Source organism: Vibrio neptunius (assembly GCA_019339365.1).
Taxonomy (GTDB): Bacteria; Pseudomonadota; Gammaproteobacteria; order Enterobacterales; family Vibrionaceae; genus Vibrio; species Vibrio neptunius.
This window is the reverse complement of sequence record CP079859.1, coordinates 1123950-1136325: the sequence shown is the minus strand read 5'-3', so window position 1 is coordinate 1136325 and position 12376 is coordinate 1123950. Positions and strand designations below refer to the sequence as shown.

The window sequence follows — 12376 nt, the reverse complement described above, 5'->3', positions numbered from 1 at the left end:
AACTAGAAAACGAAATAAAGAAGAGCAAATACTGGAAATGCCGCGGTCAAACTGTCAATGCGATCCAATACACCGCCGTGTCCTGGGATAATATTGCTACTGTCCTTAATGCCAGCAACACGCTTGAACATACTTTCAACCAAGTCACCCAACACCGAAATCACTACAGTCACCAATGTAATCATAATCATCGCAATTGGGCTGCTAAACTCAATTTCAAACCAGTAAGCAGTCGCCCAACCGACGATAATAGCCGCAATAACGCCACCAACTAATCCTTCAATGGTTTTATTCGGACTGACATGCGGTGCCATTTTTCGTTTGCCAAAACTTTTACCCGCAAAGTAAGCACCGCTATCAGCAGACCAAACAATGAAGCAGACAAACAGCACCAACTTTGCACCATGGTAAGTATCTTGGTTAATGCCCTCGGCGCGAAGCAATAATACACTCCAAAAGAAAGGAAGCAGTGTCAAGATACCAAACAAGTGGCGAAGTAAGTTCGAGTTTTGCCAAAATTTGGCTGAAGTGGGGTAACTAATCGCTAGACAACTAGATGTAATCCACCATAACCCACCAACCAAGAGAACAGCTAAATGGCTGTCCGTTACTGTACCTAAGCTGAGGGCATCAAATGGAATGAAAACCAGCATTGCCGCACTCACAACGACACTTGGCATTAGTGCTGTAACACGCGCTTTACACTCAACAAATTGAGTCCATTCCCAAAAGCCGATAGCAGTAACGATCGCTATGGCAACCATGAATAAGGGCAGAGATAACTCAAAAATGCCAAGTATCACTATCGGAGCAAGGATAAGCGCGGTTATAATTCTTTGTTTCAAACTTGGATCCTTTAGTCGCTTTCCATCAATGCCTTGATTTGTTCACCGGTGCAACCGAATCGCCTTTCTCGATTAACAAACCAAGTCACTGCTTCAATTAAGCTGTTTTCGTCGAATTCAGGCCAGTAAATTGGCGTGAAGTACATTTCTGCATACGCCATTTGCCACAACATAAAGTTACTGATTCGACATTCACCACTGGTTCTAATCAGTAGGTCCACTTCTGGCAAATCTGACATCGTCAAATGCTGAGTCATCATTTCTTCGTTTACATCGCCTGCGTGAATCTCACCATTTGCGACTTTTGTGGCAATTTCTTTCGTTGCTTCTACGATGTCCCACTTACCACCATAGTTAGCGGCTATGTTAACAACCATACCACTGTTATCCGCAGTCATTGCTTCAGCCTGAGCTATCTTCTTTTGTAAACGCTCATTAAATCGGCTCATGTCGCCAATAACACGGAGTCGTAAGTTGTTCTTGTGTAACTTTTTAATTTCTGTCGAGAGAACCGTAATGAATAACTCCATCAATACACCGACTTCCTCTTCAGGACGACGCCAGTTTTCACTGCTAAAGGCAAATAGCGTGATCGCCTTTATGCCCAATTTTGCAGAGGTCGAAATAGTTTTTCGGACAGCAGCAACGCCATTTTTATGACCAAACACACGCGGCTTACCTTGGGCTTTTGCCCAGCGCCCGTTGCCATCCATGATAATTGCAATGTGTTTAGGAAGTGATTCTGGTGAGAGTTGAGAGTTTTGCATACAAGGATTTATGATTACCAGCAGGGGACAAAGATTAGCATAAAAAAACGCTGTGCTGCGAGCACAGCGTTCTCTGTATCCAGAGTCTAGATGGAATTAAACTTCCATCAACTCTTTTTCTTTTGCCGCTAACACTTCATCTACTTGTTTAACAGCTGCATCAGTGATTTTCTGAATCTCGTCTTGACCTTTACGATCTTCATCTTCAGAGATTTCTTTGTCTTTCAGTAGGGCTTTTAGCTCACCGTTCGCATCACGACGGATATTACGGATAGCCACACGACCACCCTCAGCTTCACCACGAACGATTTTAACGAGATCTTTACGACGCTCTTCCGTTAGCGGTGGAAGTGGAACGCGAATAATCGTACCTGCAGACATAGGGTTTAGGCCTAAGTCAGACATCATGATCGCTTTTTCAACTTTTGGCGTTAGCTCTTTATCAAATACTGTGATGGCCAATGTACGAGCATCTTCTGCAACTACGTTTGCCACCTGATTTAGAGGTGTTGGTGCACCATAATACTCTACTGAGATACCAGAAAGTAGGCTTGGGTGAGCACGACCTGTACGTACTTTAGAAAGATTGTTCTTTAGCGCTTCTACGCTTTTTTCCATGCGCTCTTGAGCGTCTTGTTTGATTTCGTTAATCACAATATCACCTTAATGTGTCATTCTTTTTAGAAGAAAGCCTAATCAGGATCCTTCAAAAGGCAATGCCGCAGCATGAATTAGTCACGCTGCGGTTGAATGAATTATTCAGCAGTACTAATCAGAGTGCCTTCTGCTTCACCCATTACCACGCGACGTAGTGCGCCTGGTTTGTTCATATTGAATACGCGGATTGGCATTTTATGGTCACGAGCCAGTGTAAATGCTGCTAAATCCATCACTTTTAGTTCTTTATCAAGAACTTCTGCGTAGCTCAGGTTATCATACAGCTCTGCGTCAGGGTTGGCTACTGGGTCAGCCGTAAATACACCATCAACTTTTGTCGCTTTTAGAACTACGTCAGCTTCAATTTCAATTCCACGTAGACATGCAGCAGAATCGGTTGTGAAGAATGGGTTACCTGTACCTGCTGAGAAGATAACAACACGACCTTGGCGCAGTTCGCGGATTGCATCTGCCCAGTTGTAATCGTCACACACACCTTTTAGTGGGATTGCAGACATAACACGAGCATTGACGTAGGCACGGTGCAAAGCATCACGCATCGCCAAACCGTTCATTACTGTTGCTAACATACCCATGTGGTCACCGACAACGCGGTTCATACCCGCTTCAGCAAGCCCTGCACCACGGAACAAGTTACCACCCCCGATAACCACACCGACCTGAACACCCAGTTCAACCAGTTCTTTTACTTCTTGAGCCATACGATCCAAGATCGCAGGATCAATACCAAAACCTTCTTCGCCTTGAAGTGCTTCACCACTCAGTTTTAACAGAATACGTTGATACGCTGGTTTAGGGTTCGTAGTCATGGAGTTTACCTTCCAAAAGAGAGTTGTTGTTGATTAACAGTCATGGATGGACAAAAAGTGCATTTTCTACTCTAGAAACACTGACTTCTTACCCATTCATCACGGTTAATCGTTTAAACGCCAGTCGTAAAAAGACCGCAGCCTTGGCTACGGTCTAAACTTTATGCACTGGTCTAAGGATTAACCTTTTTGAGCAGCTGCTACTTCGTCAGCGAAGCTCATTTCTTCGCCCTTATCGATACCTTCACCTACTTCTAGGCGAACAAATGTAGCTACTGAAGCACCGCGCTCTTTCAGGATTTCGCCTACAGACTTCTTAGGTTCCATAACGAAAGCTTGGCCAGTCAGAGAGATTTCGCCTGTGAATTTCTTCATGCGGCCAACAACCATTTTCTCTGCGATTTCAGCTGGTTTACCTTCGTTCATAGCGATTTCAACTTGAACAGCTTTCTCTTTTTCTACTACGTCAGCAGGTACGTCTTCTGGGTTTACGTACTCAGGACGAGAAGCCGCAACGTGCATTGCAACGTGCTTCAGAGTTTCAGCATCGCCTTCACCAGCAACAACTACACCGATTTTCTCACCGTGACGGTAAGAAGCGATCGCTGTACCTTCAACGTACTGAACGCGACGGATGTTGATGTTTTCGCCGATCTTAGCAACAAGAGCAACACGCTCTTCTTCGAATTTAGCGACTAGTTCTTCAACAGAAGCTTTAGATGCTAGAGCGTCTGCTGCAACTTTCTCTGCGAATGCTGTGAAGTTACCATCTTTAGCAACAAAGTCAGTTTGGCAGTTAACTTCAAGAAGAGCAGCAAAACCGTTGTCTTCTTTGATGATGATTGCACCTTCAGCCGCAACGTTACCTGCTTTCTTAGCAGCTTTCGCAGCACCTGATTTGCGCATGTTTTCGATTGCTAGTTCGACGTCGCCGTTAGTTTCAACAAGCGCTTTCTTACATTCCATCATGCCTGCGCCAGTACGGTCGCGCAGTTCTTTAACTAGAGCAGCAGTAACAGCCATTCTCTATTCCTCAGTTTAAATCTGGATTTGGTAAAAAACAGGGGCCTACATTTTGGCCCCTGCTGATAACTATAACTCAGTTTAAGTAGCAACTAGATTGCACATAAACCAAGTGTGACGCGGAGCCGCTATTATTCAGCTTCTACGAAACCGTCTTTTTCAGCAGCTGCAGCAACATCTTTGTTACGACCTTCAGTTACTGCAGAAGCAGCAGCGTTTAGGTATAGCTGTACCGCACGGATTGCGTCATCGTTACCAGGGATAACGAAGTCAACGCCATCTGGGTTAGAGTTAGTATCAACTACAGCGTAAACTGGGATACCTAGGTTGTTTGCTTCTTTAACTGCGATGTGCTCGTGATCAGCGTCGATTACGAATAGAGCGTCAGGTAGACCGCCCATATCTTTGATACCACCAAGAGATTTCTCTAGCTTCTCCATTTCGCGAGTGCGCATTAGAGCTTCTTTCTTAGTTAGCTTGTCAAAAGTACCGTCTTGAGACTGTGCTTCTAGGTCTTTTAGACGCTTGATAGACTGACGAACAGTTTTGTAGTTTGTTAGCATACCGCCTAACCAGCGGTTGTTAACGTAGAACTGGTTGCTTGCAATAGCAGCTTCTTTAACAGCTTCAGATGCAGCGCGCTTAGTACCTACAAATAGAACTTTACCTTTCTTTTCGCCAACTTTAGCTAGTTCAGCTAGAGCGTCGTTGAACATTGGTACCGTTTTTTCTAGGTTGATGATATGAACTTTGTTACGAGCACCAAAGATGAATGGCTTCATTTTTGGGTTCCAGTAACGAGTCTGGTGACCAAAGTGAACACCAGCTTTAAGCATATCGCGCATTGATACAGTTGCCATTTTAAAATCCTCTATGGGGTTAGGCCTCCACATCCCCCATAACTCCGACTGGGTTTCTGCCCAGCACCCCGGAATATGTGACGGAATGTGTGTGATTTAAAGATATAAGTTAGTTGGAAGTCATCAGCTTCGCCGTATGGTTTCACCAAACAGAGAGAACAGACGACATTTCCGGCGCGCTTTATACCATATTTTAGCCCTTCATGGCTAGTAAAAAACGATGATTCATTGCACAGACTGGCTATCTCCGTGCTTATTTGCGTATAGGACTACATGAAGAATCATTCTCATTATGCACGGTTCCTGCTAGAATGCGCCCATTCGCACCATAGAGTGCCACTGAATGAAATAGAGAAAGCCGATGTCAATCAAGATCAAAACCGCTGAAGAAATCGAGCGCATGCGAATCGCAGGCGCACTAGCCGCTGAAATCCTAGAAATGATCGAGCCTCACATCAAAGAAGGGGTAACGACAGATGAATTGAACCAAATTTGTCATGACTATGGGCTCGAAAAAGGCGCTTACTCTGCCCCTCTTGATTACCACGGATTCCCTAAATCCATTTGTACTTCAATCAATCATATTGTGTGTCACGGTATCCCAGCATCAGAAGATGAAGTGGGCAGCAACGGTCAGCCAAAACCTGCCGTTCTGAAAAATGGAGACATTATCAACGTTGATATTACTGTCATTGTTCCTAATGATGAAAACGCTGACCTCAGCGTACGACCGCAAGGTTATCATGGCGACACATCGAAAATGTTCTTTGTTGGCGATGTATCTCCGGCTGATAAGCGCTTATGTATGGTCACTCAAGAAGCACTGTATGTAGGAATGCGCAAGGTAAAACCAGGAGCAACTGTCGGTGACATCGGTACTGCGATTGAAAAGTACATCAAGGAAAACAACAAAAAGAACCCACGTAATAAGTTCTCTATTGTGAAAGACTTCTGTGGTCATGGCATTGGTAATGAGTTCCATGAAGAGCCCCAAATTGTCCACTACAAAAACAATGATCGCCGTGTTCTGAAAGAAGGCATGTGCTTTACTATCGAGCCAATGATCAACGCCGGTAAGTTTGGCGTCACAGTTGACGCGGAAGATGATTGGACGGTTTATACGGGCGATGGTAAAAAATCAGCACAGTACGAACACACCCTTCTGGTGACCAAAACAGGTTGTGAAGTCATGACATTGCGCAGCGATGATACTATACCGCGTATAATGAACAACGTTTAACCTACCTGAGTACAATAAAATATCCCCACATCATCGGGGATATTTTTTTATCTGCTCCGTTTTGATAGATTGGTATCTAATGGATGTTTAGCACGGATTTGCAGTATGCCCTTTCAGTCTCCTTTGACGTTTGCCGATGAGCAGATTTCAATTAGTATTCTTAAGTCTCAGCTTGAGCAATTTCATCTCTATCAAAAGCAAGAGTTTCTCAGTCATCATTCAGTAACAGCTCTTGTGCTGGGGCGCTCAGACTACATTGATTTACTTCTCAATCGGCTTTGGCAGCATTTTGGTTTTTCTGAGAAACCAAATATCAGCTTAGTAGCCGTTGGCGGCTACGGGAGAGGGGAACTGCACCCGTTGTCTGACATCGATATACTTGTGGTGTCTAAACATTCCCTACCCGACGCTTTAGCCAACAAAGTCAGTGAATTTATTACGTTACTCTGGGACCTTAAGCTCGAAATAGGCCATGCGGTACGAACGGTTGAAGAATGTGCAGCTATTGGTCGCGACGATCTCACTGTGGCGACCAACCTCCAAGAAGCAAGACTTCTATGTGGTTGTGAAGACACGTTCCAGAAACTGAAATTGGAAATTCACGCCGAATCTTTTTGGCCAAGCGAAACCTTCTATAAAGCCAAAGTTCAAGAACAACGAGAGCGCCACGCTCGTTATCATGATACAACTTATAACCTCGAGCCCGATATTAAATCCACACCAGGCGGATTGCGCGATATTCATACACTCAGCTGGGTAGCACGCCGTCACTTCGGTGCAACTTCTTTGCTAGAAATGAGCAAATATGGCTTTTTAACCGATGCTGAATATCGTGAACTCGTTGAATGCCAAGATTATCTCTGGCGAGTGCGCTTTGCACTACACTTACATCTGAAAAGGTACGACAATCGCCTTACCTTTGCCCATCAGGCTCAAGTCGCAGATTGTCTAGGCTTTGAAGGCGAAGGGAATCGCGGCGTTGAAATGATGATGAAGGAGTTCTACCGTACGCTAAGACGTGTCGCTGAACTCAACAAAATGCTGCTTAAACTGTTTGACCAAGCTATTTTAAACAATGGCATTGAGTGTCAACCTGAGATCCTTAGTGAAGACTTTCAGCGTCGTGGTCACCTAATCGAAGCTCGCAAACCTGCATTATTTCAAGCTCGTCCAGAAACCATTCTCGATATGTTCCTGCACATTGCCAACGACTCAAGTATCGAAGGCGTAGCGCCACCGACACTACGTCAGCTCCGCACGGCACGGCGACGTCTTAATAAGTTCCTACATACCATTCCTGAAGCACGAGAAAAGTTTATTGAGCTTTGCCGTCATCCTAACGCTCTACACAAAGCGTTTAGTTTGATGCATAAGCTCGGTGTTCTCGCCGCTTATTTGCCACAGTGGAGTCAAATTGTCGGCCAGATGCAGTTTGACCTGTTTCACGTCTACACGGTTGATGAGCATAGTGTAAGGTTGCTGAAACATATCAATACTTTCGGCAATTCAAACAACTATGACAAACATCCGATATGCTGCGAAGTGTATCCACGTATTCAGAAGAAAGAATTACTGATCCTCGCCGCGATTTTTCATGACATAGGTAAGGGACGTGGTGGTGACCACTCGGTGATTGGCGAGACAGAAGCCTACAACTTTTGTATTGACCACGGGCTCTCGAAACCTGAAGCCAAATTAGTCGCCTGGTTAGTAAGGCATCACTTACTGATGTCGGTCACTGCACAACGCCGTGATATTTATGATCCAGAAGTCATTACTGATTTTGCCAAAAAGGTGCGTGACGAAGAGTATCTTGAGTACTTGGTTTGCTTAACAGTAGCCGATATTTGCGCTACTAACCCAGAGTTATGGAACAGCTGGAAGCGAACGCTATTGGCAGAACTTTTCTATTCTACCCAAAGAGCCCTGCGCAGAGGCTTGGAAAACCCCGTTGATGTGCGAGATCGTATTCGTCATAACCAACAGCTCGCGTCTGCCCTACTTCGCAAAGGAGGCTTCAGCGCACGAGAAATTGAAGTACTGTGGCAACGTTTCAAGGCTGATTATTTCTTACGTCATACACACAAACAAATTGCTTGGCACTGTACCCACCTACTTCGTCATGACGATCACTCCAAACCCTTAATACTGATCTCAAAGAAAGCGACCCGAGGGGGCACGGAAGTGTTTGTCTATAGCCGTGACCAGCACGCCTTATTCGCAACAGTGGTGGCCGAGCTGGATAGGCGTAATTTTAATGTTCACGACGCTCAGGTTATGACCAGTAAAGATGGTTATGTACTCGATACTTTTATGGTGCTGGATCAACATGGTCAAGTGGTTGACGAAAGCCGCCACAAAGCGGTCATTAAACATCTAATGCACGTACTTCAAGATGGGCGACCAACGAAGATAAAAACTCGCCGTGTACCCAGAAATTTGCAGCACTTTAAAGTTAAAACCTGCGTAGATTTTCTGCCGACAAAGAGCAAAAAACGCACACTAATGGAATTCGTTGCATTGGATACACCAGGTTTACTTGCCACAGTCGGAGCAACGTTTGCTGATTTGGATCTTCATCTCCATGCAGCAAAAATTACTACCATTGGCGAACGGGCAGAAGATTTATTTATCATCACCAGCGAGCAAGGTAGTAAGTTAACCGAAGAGCAAGAAACTAAACTTCGAGAACGTCTTACCGCTAATGTGGCCGAGCTGGCACCGTAAGCGATCTTGCCCACAAGTTGCAAAGCTGTTCTAAAAATCAACTATCTACAACGTGGTTAGACTGCTACATTATTGATGTTAACAATATTTGTTCACTCTGAGCACAAGAGCGCAGGGTGTTTTTAATCAACACAAAGAGGTAGCCTATGTTCCCACACCTCACTGGTTTAGGTATTCAGGATCCTAAACAGATTGAGCGCTATTCATTACGACAAGAAGCGCACAAGGATGTGTTAAAAATCTATTTTCACAAACAAAAGGGCGAATTATTCGCTAAAAGCGTAAAATTCAAATACCCGCGTCAAGTGAAGAATGTTCTGGTTGACAGCGGCAGCCATAAGTATAAAGAAGTCACTGAAATCAATCGTAACCTTACATTAGTGATAGATGAACTGAATAAGCTAACTAAACCGGGGAAAACCACTGAAGTCGATGTCAAACAGAAGATCCTTACCGACTTACGTCATTTAGAGAAAGTGGTTTCAAGTAAGATTGCCGAAATTGAAGCGGATTTAGAGAAGCTGAAGTAAGTCACTTCGCAGACACTAAAAGTTAAGGGTTGGCACGGTGCCAACCCTTTTTATTTTTAATGACGAACCTGTCATCCTCGAGAGTGAGGCACGAACGAGTTGAGGATCTCTTAAAGCGAGCCGAAAAGCGAAGGAGATTCCCTACTCCCTCATTCTTCGGTCTATGGAATGACAAGGGCAATACAATTGATACTGGCATCCCCGAGAGTGAGGGGCGAGCGAGTTGGGGACCTCTTAAACCTAGCCGAACGCGATAAGAGATTCCCTACTCCTTCCTTCGTCAGTCTATGGAATGACGAGGCTTTTACGCCGTTTCCGGATCCGCCTTAAACCAACCAGCCTGCGTATTTACCGACGAGATAAAGAGCTACTCCAGCCATCACGCCTGCGACGATATCGTCCAGCATAATACCCAAGCCGCCATGGACTCGCTTGTCTAACCAACCAATCGGCCATGGTTTAACCATATCGAAGAAACGAAACAACACGAACCCAGTCAGTACCCATTTCCAGTCCGTCACTGAAAGTTGAAATAATGGTACCACCAACATGGTTATCCAAAAACCAGCAAACTCATCCCAAACGATGGAACCATGGTCGTGGACTCCCATATCATCGGAAGTTACCTGACATATTTTGACTCCAAGTAAGCAAGAGACAACGACAGCCACTATATATACAGGCAATGGCAACTGAACAAGTAGTAAATAAAAAGGGATAGCTGCTAAGGTGCCCATTGTGCCCGGGACAATTGGCGATAATCCGCTACCAAAACCGGTTGCCAATAAGTGCCACGGATTCTTTAGAGAAATAAGAGTTAAAGGGTTAGTCATAGTTAATACTGTTTACTTGAAGTGATCATAGCCACTCAGATCCCAATCAATCGGTTGGCCGCTATTATGGAGTTCAAACGTTCCTTGTGGTCGTATTTGACCAATGCAGGTAATCTTAGCGCCACAATGCGCAAGAGCGCTCTCGATGGAGCCTTTATTATGCTCAGGTACCGTAAAGCACAGTTCGTACTCTTCCCCGCTGGATAACGCATATTGTTGAGCTTTAGATAAAGTGCCCGTAAATTGGATAAGTGCATTAGAGACAGGTAATAGCGAGACGTCAAGGCTTGCCCCAACAGAAGAACGTTTCAGAATGTGTTGCAGATCTGAAATCAAACCATCTGAAATATCGATAGCTGAGCTGGCGAGATTAAGGAGTGCTTGACCAACTAAAACGCGAGGCGTCGAGAGATAGTGGCGTTGTTCTAACTCCAGAGCAAAAGGCTGGGACTTCAGTTCCGAGTTGAGGATTACATCCAGACCAGCTTTGCTGTCCCCTAAATCACCCGTGACATAAACCCAATCACCCACTTGAGCCCCATCACGACGTAGTGCTTTATCTGGATCAACCAATCCTTGTACCGTGAGCGTTAGACTTAACGGGCCTTTAGTGGTATCACCACCGATCAACTGCACCCCATAATAATCCGCAAGCTCAAAAAATGATTCACAGAAAGGGGCCAGCCAAGCCTCATCGGGCTCAGGCATTGTTAACGCGAATGACACCCATGCTGGTGTTGCGCCCATGGCAGCGAGATCACTGATGTTGGATGCTAATGCTTTATGGGCAACCCAAGCTGGGTTGGCACTTTCAAGAAAATGAGTCCCTGATACCAGCGTATCTGTGCTGATCGCGACAGAGAGCCCCTCAGGTACTTTGACTAAGGCGCAATCATCACCAGCCGCCAACAAAACATCTTTACGTGATGCTTGACGACCAACAAAATACGTTTCGATTAGATTAAATTCACCAGACATAGTACTCAATGTAACGTTAGGCATAAAAAAGGTCAGCACTTGCTGACCTTTTTTTATCAATTCGACTTATTTTTTGCGAACGTGAGGTGCGGCTTTGTCTAGCACACCGTTAACAAATTTGTGGCTCTCTTCAGCAGCGAACACTTTAGCTAGTTCGATGGCTTCGTTGATGACCACTTTGTAAGGCACATCTTCACGACGAGTCATTTCATACATAGCAAGACGAAGCAAAGCCAGCTCCATCATGTCCAAATCTTGCATTGGACGAGCAGTATAAGGACGAATCTTGCTGTCTAGCTCTGTGTGACTTAGCACAACACCTGTTAGCAGGTCACGGAAGTATGCAACGTCAGTGTCTGGTGCAACAAGCGCTGGTTCAGCAGCATGATGCTCTTCTTCATCATACTTACCACCAGATAAGAACTGCTCTTCGATAGTGGCAACATTCTCTTTAGTAATTTGCCATGAGTAGATCGCTTGTAGAGCGAATCGACGTGCATTACGACGTGCGGCTGGTTTCACACTGGCCCCCATTAGGAATCGATTTCAGATAGAACGTTTATCATTTCAAGTGCGCTTAGTGCAGCCTCTGCACCTTTATTACCAGCCTTGGTTCCCGCGCGCTCAATAGCTTGATCAATTGTATCAACAGTCAGTACACCAAACGCTACTGGAAGGCTGTATTCCAGAGACACTTGTGCAAGGCCTTTGTTACATTCACTACAAACATAGTCAAAGTGAGGTGTGCCGCCACGGATAACAGTACCCAGAGATACGATTGCATCGAACTTGCCTGTTTTCGCTACTCGCTGAGCGACCAATGGAAGTTCAACCGCACCCGGACAGCGAACCACTGTGATGTTATCTTCGCTGATTTGTCCATGACGCTTTAAAGTATCGATTGCACCAGACAATAGACTTTCGTTAATAAAACTGTTGAAACGAGAAATAACGATAGCAATTTTTGCGTTTGGCGCTGGGAAGCCACCCTCGATCACTTTCATAAGCTTTCCTTTAACTATGTTCATCAAGTGAGAATCGCCGGATTCTAGCACAAATCTGTGAGCAATATCTAATGGAAATTTA

13 protein-coding genes are annotated in these 12376 nt (G+C 44.9%); 3 read left to right on the top strand and 10 right to left on the bottom strand.

Annotation, left to right across the window (positions count from 1 at the left end):
* Positions 1-2 precede the first annotated feature (2 nt).
* The 6 genes from KW548_05410 to rpsB all read right to left on the bottom strand — a co-directional run bounded on the left by KW548_05410 (position 3) and on the right by rpsB (position 4982).
* The gene (locus KW548_05410; GenBank protein QXX07454.1) at positions 3-845 is read right to left on the bottom strand and encodes a phosphatidate cytidylyltransferase; all 843 of its coding nucleotides are present in this window, start codon (positions 843-845) and stop codon (positions 3-5) included.
* A gap of 11 nt (positions 846-856) precedes the next feature.
* The gene (locus KW548_05405) at positions 857-1612 is read right to left on the bottom strand and encodes an isoprenyl transferase (GenBank protein QXX07453.1); all 756 of its coding nucleotides are present in this window, start codon (positions 1610-1612) and stop codon (positions 857-859) included.
* Between the two features lie 96 nt (positions 1613-1708).
* A complete protein-coding gene (frr, locus tag KW548_05400; protein ID QXX07452.1) occupies positions 1709-2266 on the bottom strand; it encodes a ribosome recycling factor in 558 nt (185 codons plus the stop codon).
* A gap of 101 nt (positions 2267-2367) precedes the next feature.
* On the bottom strand, positions 2368-3099 hold the full coding sequence (gene pyrH / locus KW548_05395; protein ID QXX07451.1) for a UMP kinase: 732 nt from the start codon (positions 3097-3099) through the stop codon (positions 2368-2370).
* 180 nt (positions 3100-3279) lie between these two features.
* Positions 3280-4122, bottom strand: a complete 843-nt coding sequence (gene tsf, locus KW548_05390) for a translation elongation factor Ts (protein ID QXX07450.1) — start codon at positions 4120-4122, stop codon at positions 3280-3282.
* A gap of 131 nt (positions 4123-4253) precedes the next feature.
* Positions 4254-4982 carry a 30S ribosomal protein S2 gene (gene rpsB, locus KW548_05385; protein QXX07449.1) on the bottom strand — a complete coding sequence of 243 codons (729 nt, stop codon included), beginning with the start codon at positions 4980-4982 and terminating at the stop codon, positions 4254-4256.
* Between the two features lie 361 nt (positions 4983-5343).
* Between rpsB and map the strand changes: the two genes are divergently transcribed.
* The 3 genes from map to KW548_05370 all read left to right on the top strand — a co-directional run bounded on the left by map (position 5344) and on the right by KW548_05370 (position 9479).
* Positions 5344-6222 (top strand): type I methionyl aminopeptidase, encoded by an 879-nt coding sequence (map, locus tag KW548_05380; protein ID QXX07448.1) that lies wholly within the window; start codon positions 5344-5346, stop codon positions 6220-6222.
* A gap of 105 nt (positions 6223-6327) precedes the next feature.
* Entirely contained in the window at positions 6328-8949 is a 2622-nt protein-coding gene (gene glnD, locus KW548_05375; protein QXX07447.1) for a bifunctional uridylyltransferase/uridylyl-removing protein GlnD, read from the top strand.
* Between the two features lie 146 nt (positions 8950-9095).
* Positions 9096-9479: a DUF3461 family protein gene (locus KW548_05370; GenBank protein QXX07446.1), complete on the top strand. Its 384-nt coding sequence runs from the start codon at positions 9096-9098 to the stop codon at positions 9477-9479.
* 326 nt (positions 9480-9805) lie between these two features.
* On the opposite strand, the gene pgpA is transcribed toward KW548_05370, so the two are convergent.
* The 4 genes from pgpA to ribE all read right to left on the bottom strand — a co-directional run bounded on the left by pgpA (position 9806) and on the right by ribE (position 12294).
* Positions 9806-10312, bottom strand: a complete 507-nt coding sequence (pgpA, locus tag KW548_05365; protein QXX07445.1) for a phosphatidylglycerophosphatase A — start codon at positions 10310-10312, stop codon at positions 9806-9808.
* A gap of 12 nt (positions 10313-10324) precedes the next feature.
* Complete coding sequence (gene thiL, locus KW548_05360) at positions 10325-11290, bottom strand: thiamine-phosphate kinase (GenBank protein QXX07982.1); 966 nt, start codon at positions 11288-11290, stop codon at positions 10325-10327.
* Between the two features lie 66 nt (positions 11291-11356).
* Complete coding sequence (gene nusB / locus KW548_05355) at positions 11357-11824, bottom strand: transcription antitermination factor NusB (GenBank protein ID QXX07444.1); 468 nt, start codon at positions 11822-11824, stop codon at positions 11357-11359.
* The gene (gene ribE, locus KW548_05350; protein QXX07443.1) at positions 11824-12294 is read right to left on the bottom strand and encodes a 6,7-dimethyl-8-ribityllumazine synthase; all 471 of its coding nucleotides are present in this window, start codon (positions 12292-12294) and stop codon (positions 11824-11826) included. Before ribE ends, nusB begins: the two co-directional genes overlap by 1 nt.
* Positions 12295-12376: the final 82 nt, after the last annotated feature.

What these genes read in the sequence shown, in the direction of transcription:
- KW548_05405 (QXX07453.1), bottom strand. Translation starts at nt 1,612, where the DNA reads ATGCAAAACTCTCAACTCTCACCAGAATCACTTCCTAAACACATTGCA.
- tsf (QXX07450.1), bottom strand. Translation starts at nt 4,122, where the DNA reads ATGGCTGTTACTGCTGCTCTAGTTAAAGAACTGCGCGACCGTACTGGC.
- nusB (QXX07444.1), bottom strand. Translation starts at nt 11,824, where the DNA reads ATGGGGGCCAGTGTGAAACCAGCCGCACGTCGTAATGCACGTCGATTC.
- KW548_05370 (QXX07446.1), top strand. Translation starts at nt 9,096, where the DNA reads ATGTTCCCACACCTCACTGGTTTAGGTATTCAGGATCCTAAACAGATT.
- glnD (QXX07447.1), top strand. Translation starts at nt 6,328, where the DNA reads ATGCCCTTTCAGTCTCCTTTGACGTTTGCCGATGAGCAGATTTCAATT.
- pyrH (QXX07451.1), bottom strand. Translation starts at nt 3,099, where the DNA reads ATGACTACGAACCCTAAACCAGCGTATCAACGTATTCTGTTAAAACTG.
- thiL (QXX07982.1), bottom strand. Translation starts at nt 11,290, where the DNA reads ATGTCTGGTGAATTTAATCTAATCGAAACGTATTTTGTTGGTCGTCAA.
- pgpA (QXX07445.1), bottom strand. Translation starts at nt 10,312, where the DNA reads ATGACTAACCCTTTAACTCTTATTTCTCTAAAGAATCCGTGGCACTTA.
- rpsB (QXX07449.1), bottom strand. Translation starts at nt 4,982, where the DNA reads ATGGCAACTGTATCAATGCGCGATATGCTTAAAGCTGGTGTTCACTTT.
- map (QXX07448.1), top strand. Translation starts at nt 5,344, where the DNA reads ATGTCAATCAAGATCAAAACCGCTGAAGAAATCGAGCGCATGCGAATC.
- ribE (QXX07443.1), bottom strand. Translation starts at nt 12,294, where the DNA reads ATGAAAGTGATCGAGGGTGGCTTCCCAGCGCCAAACGCAAAAATTGCT.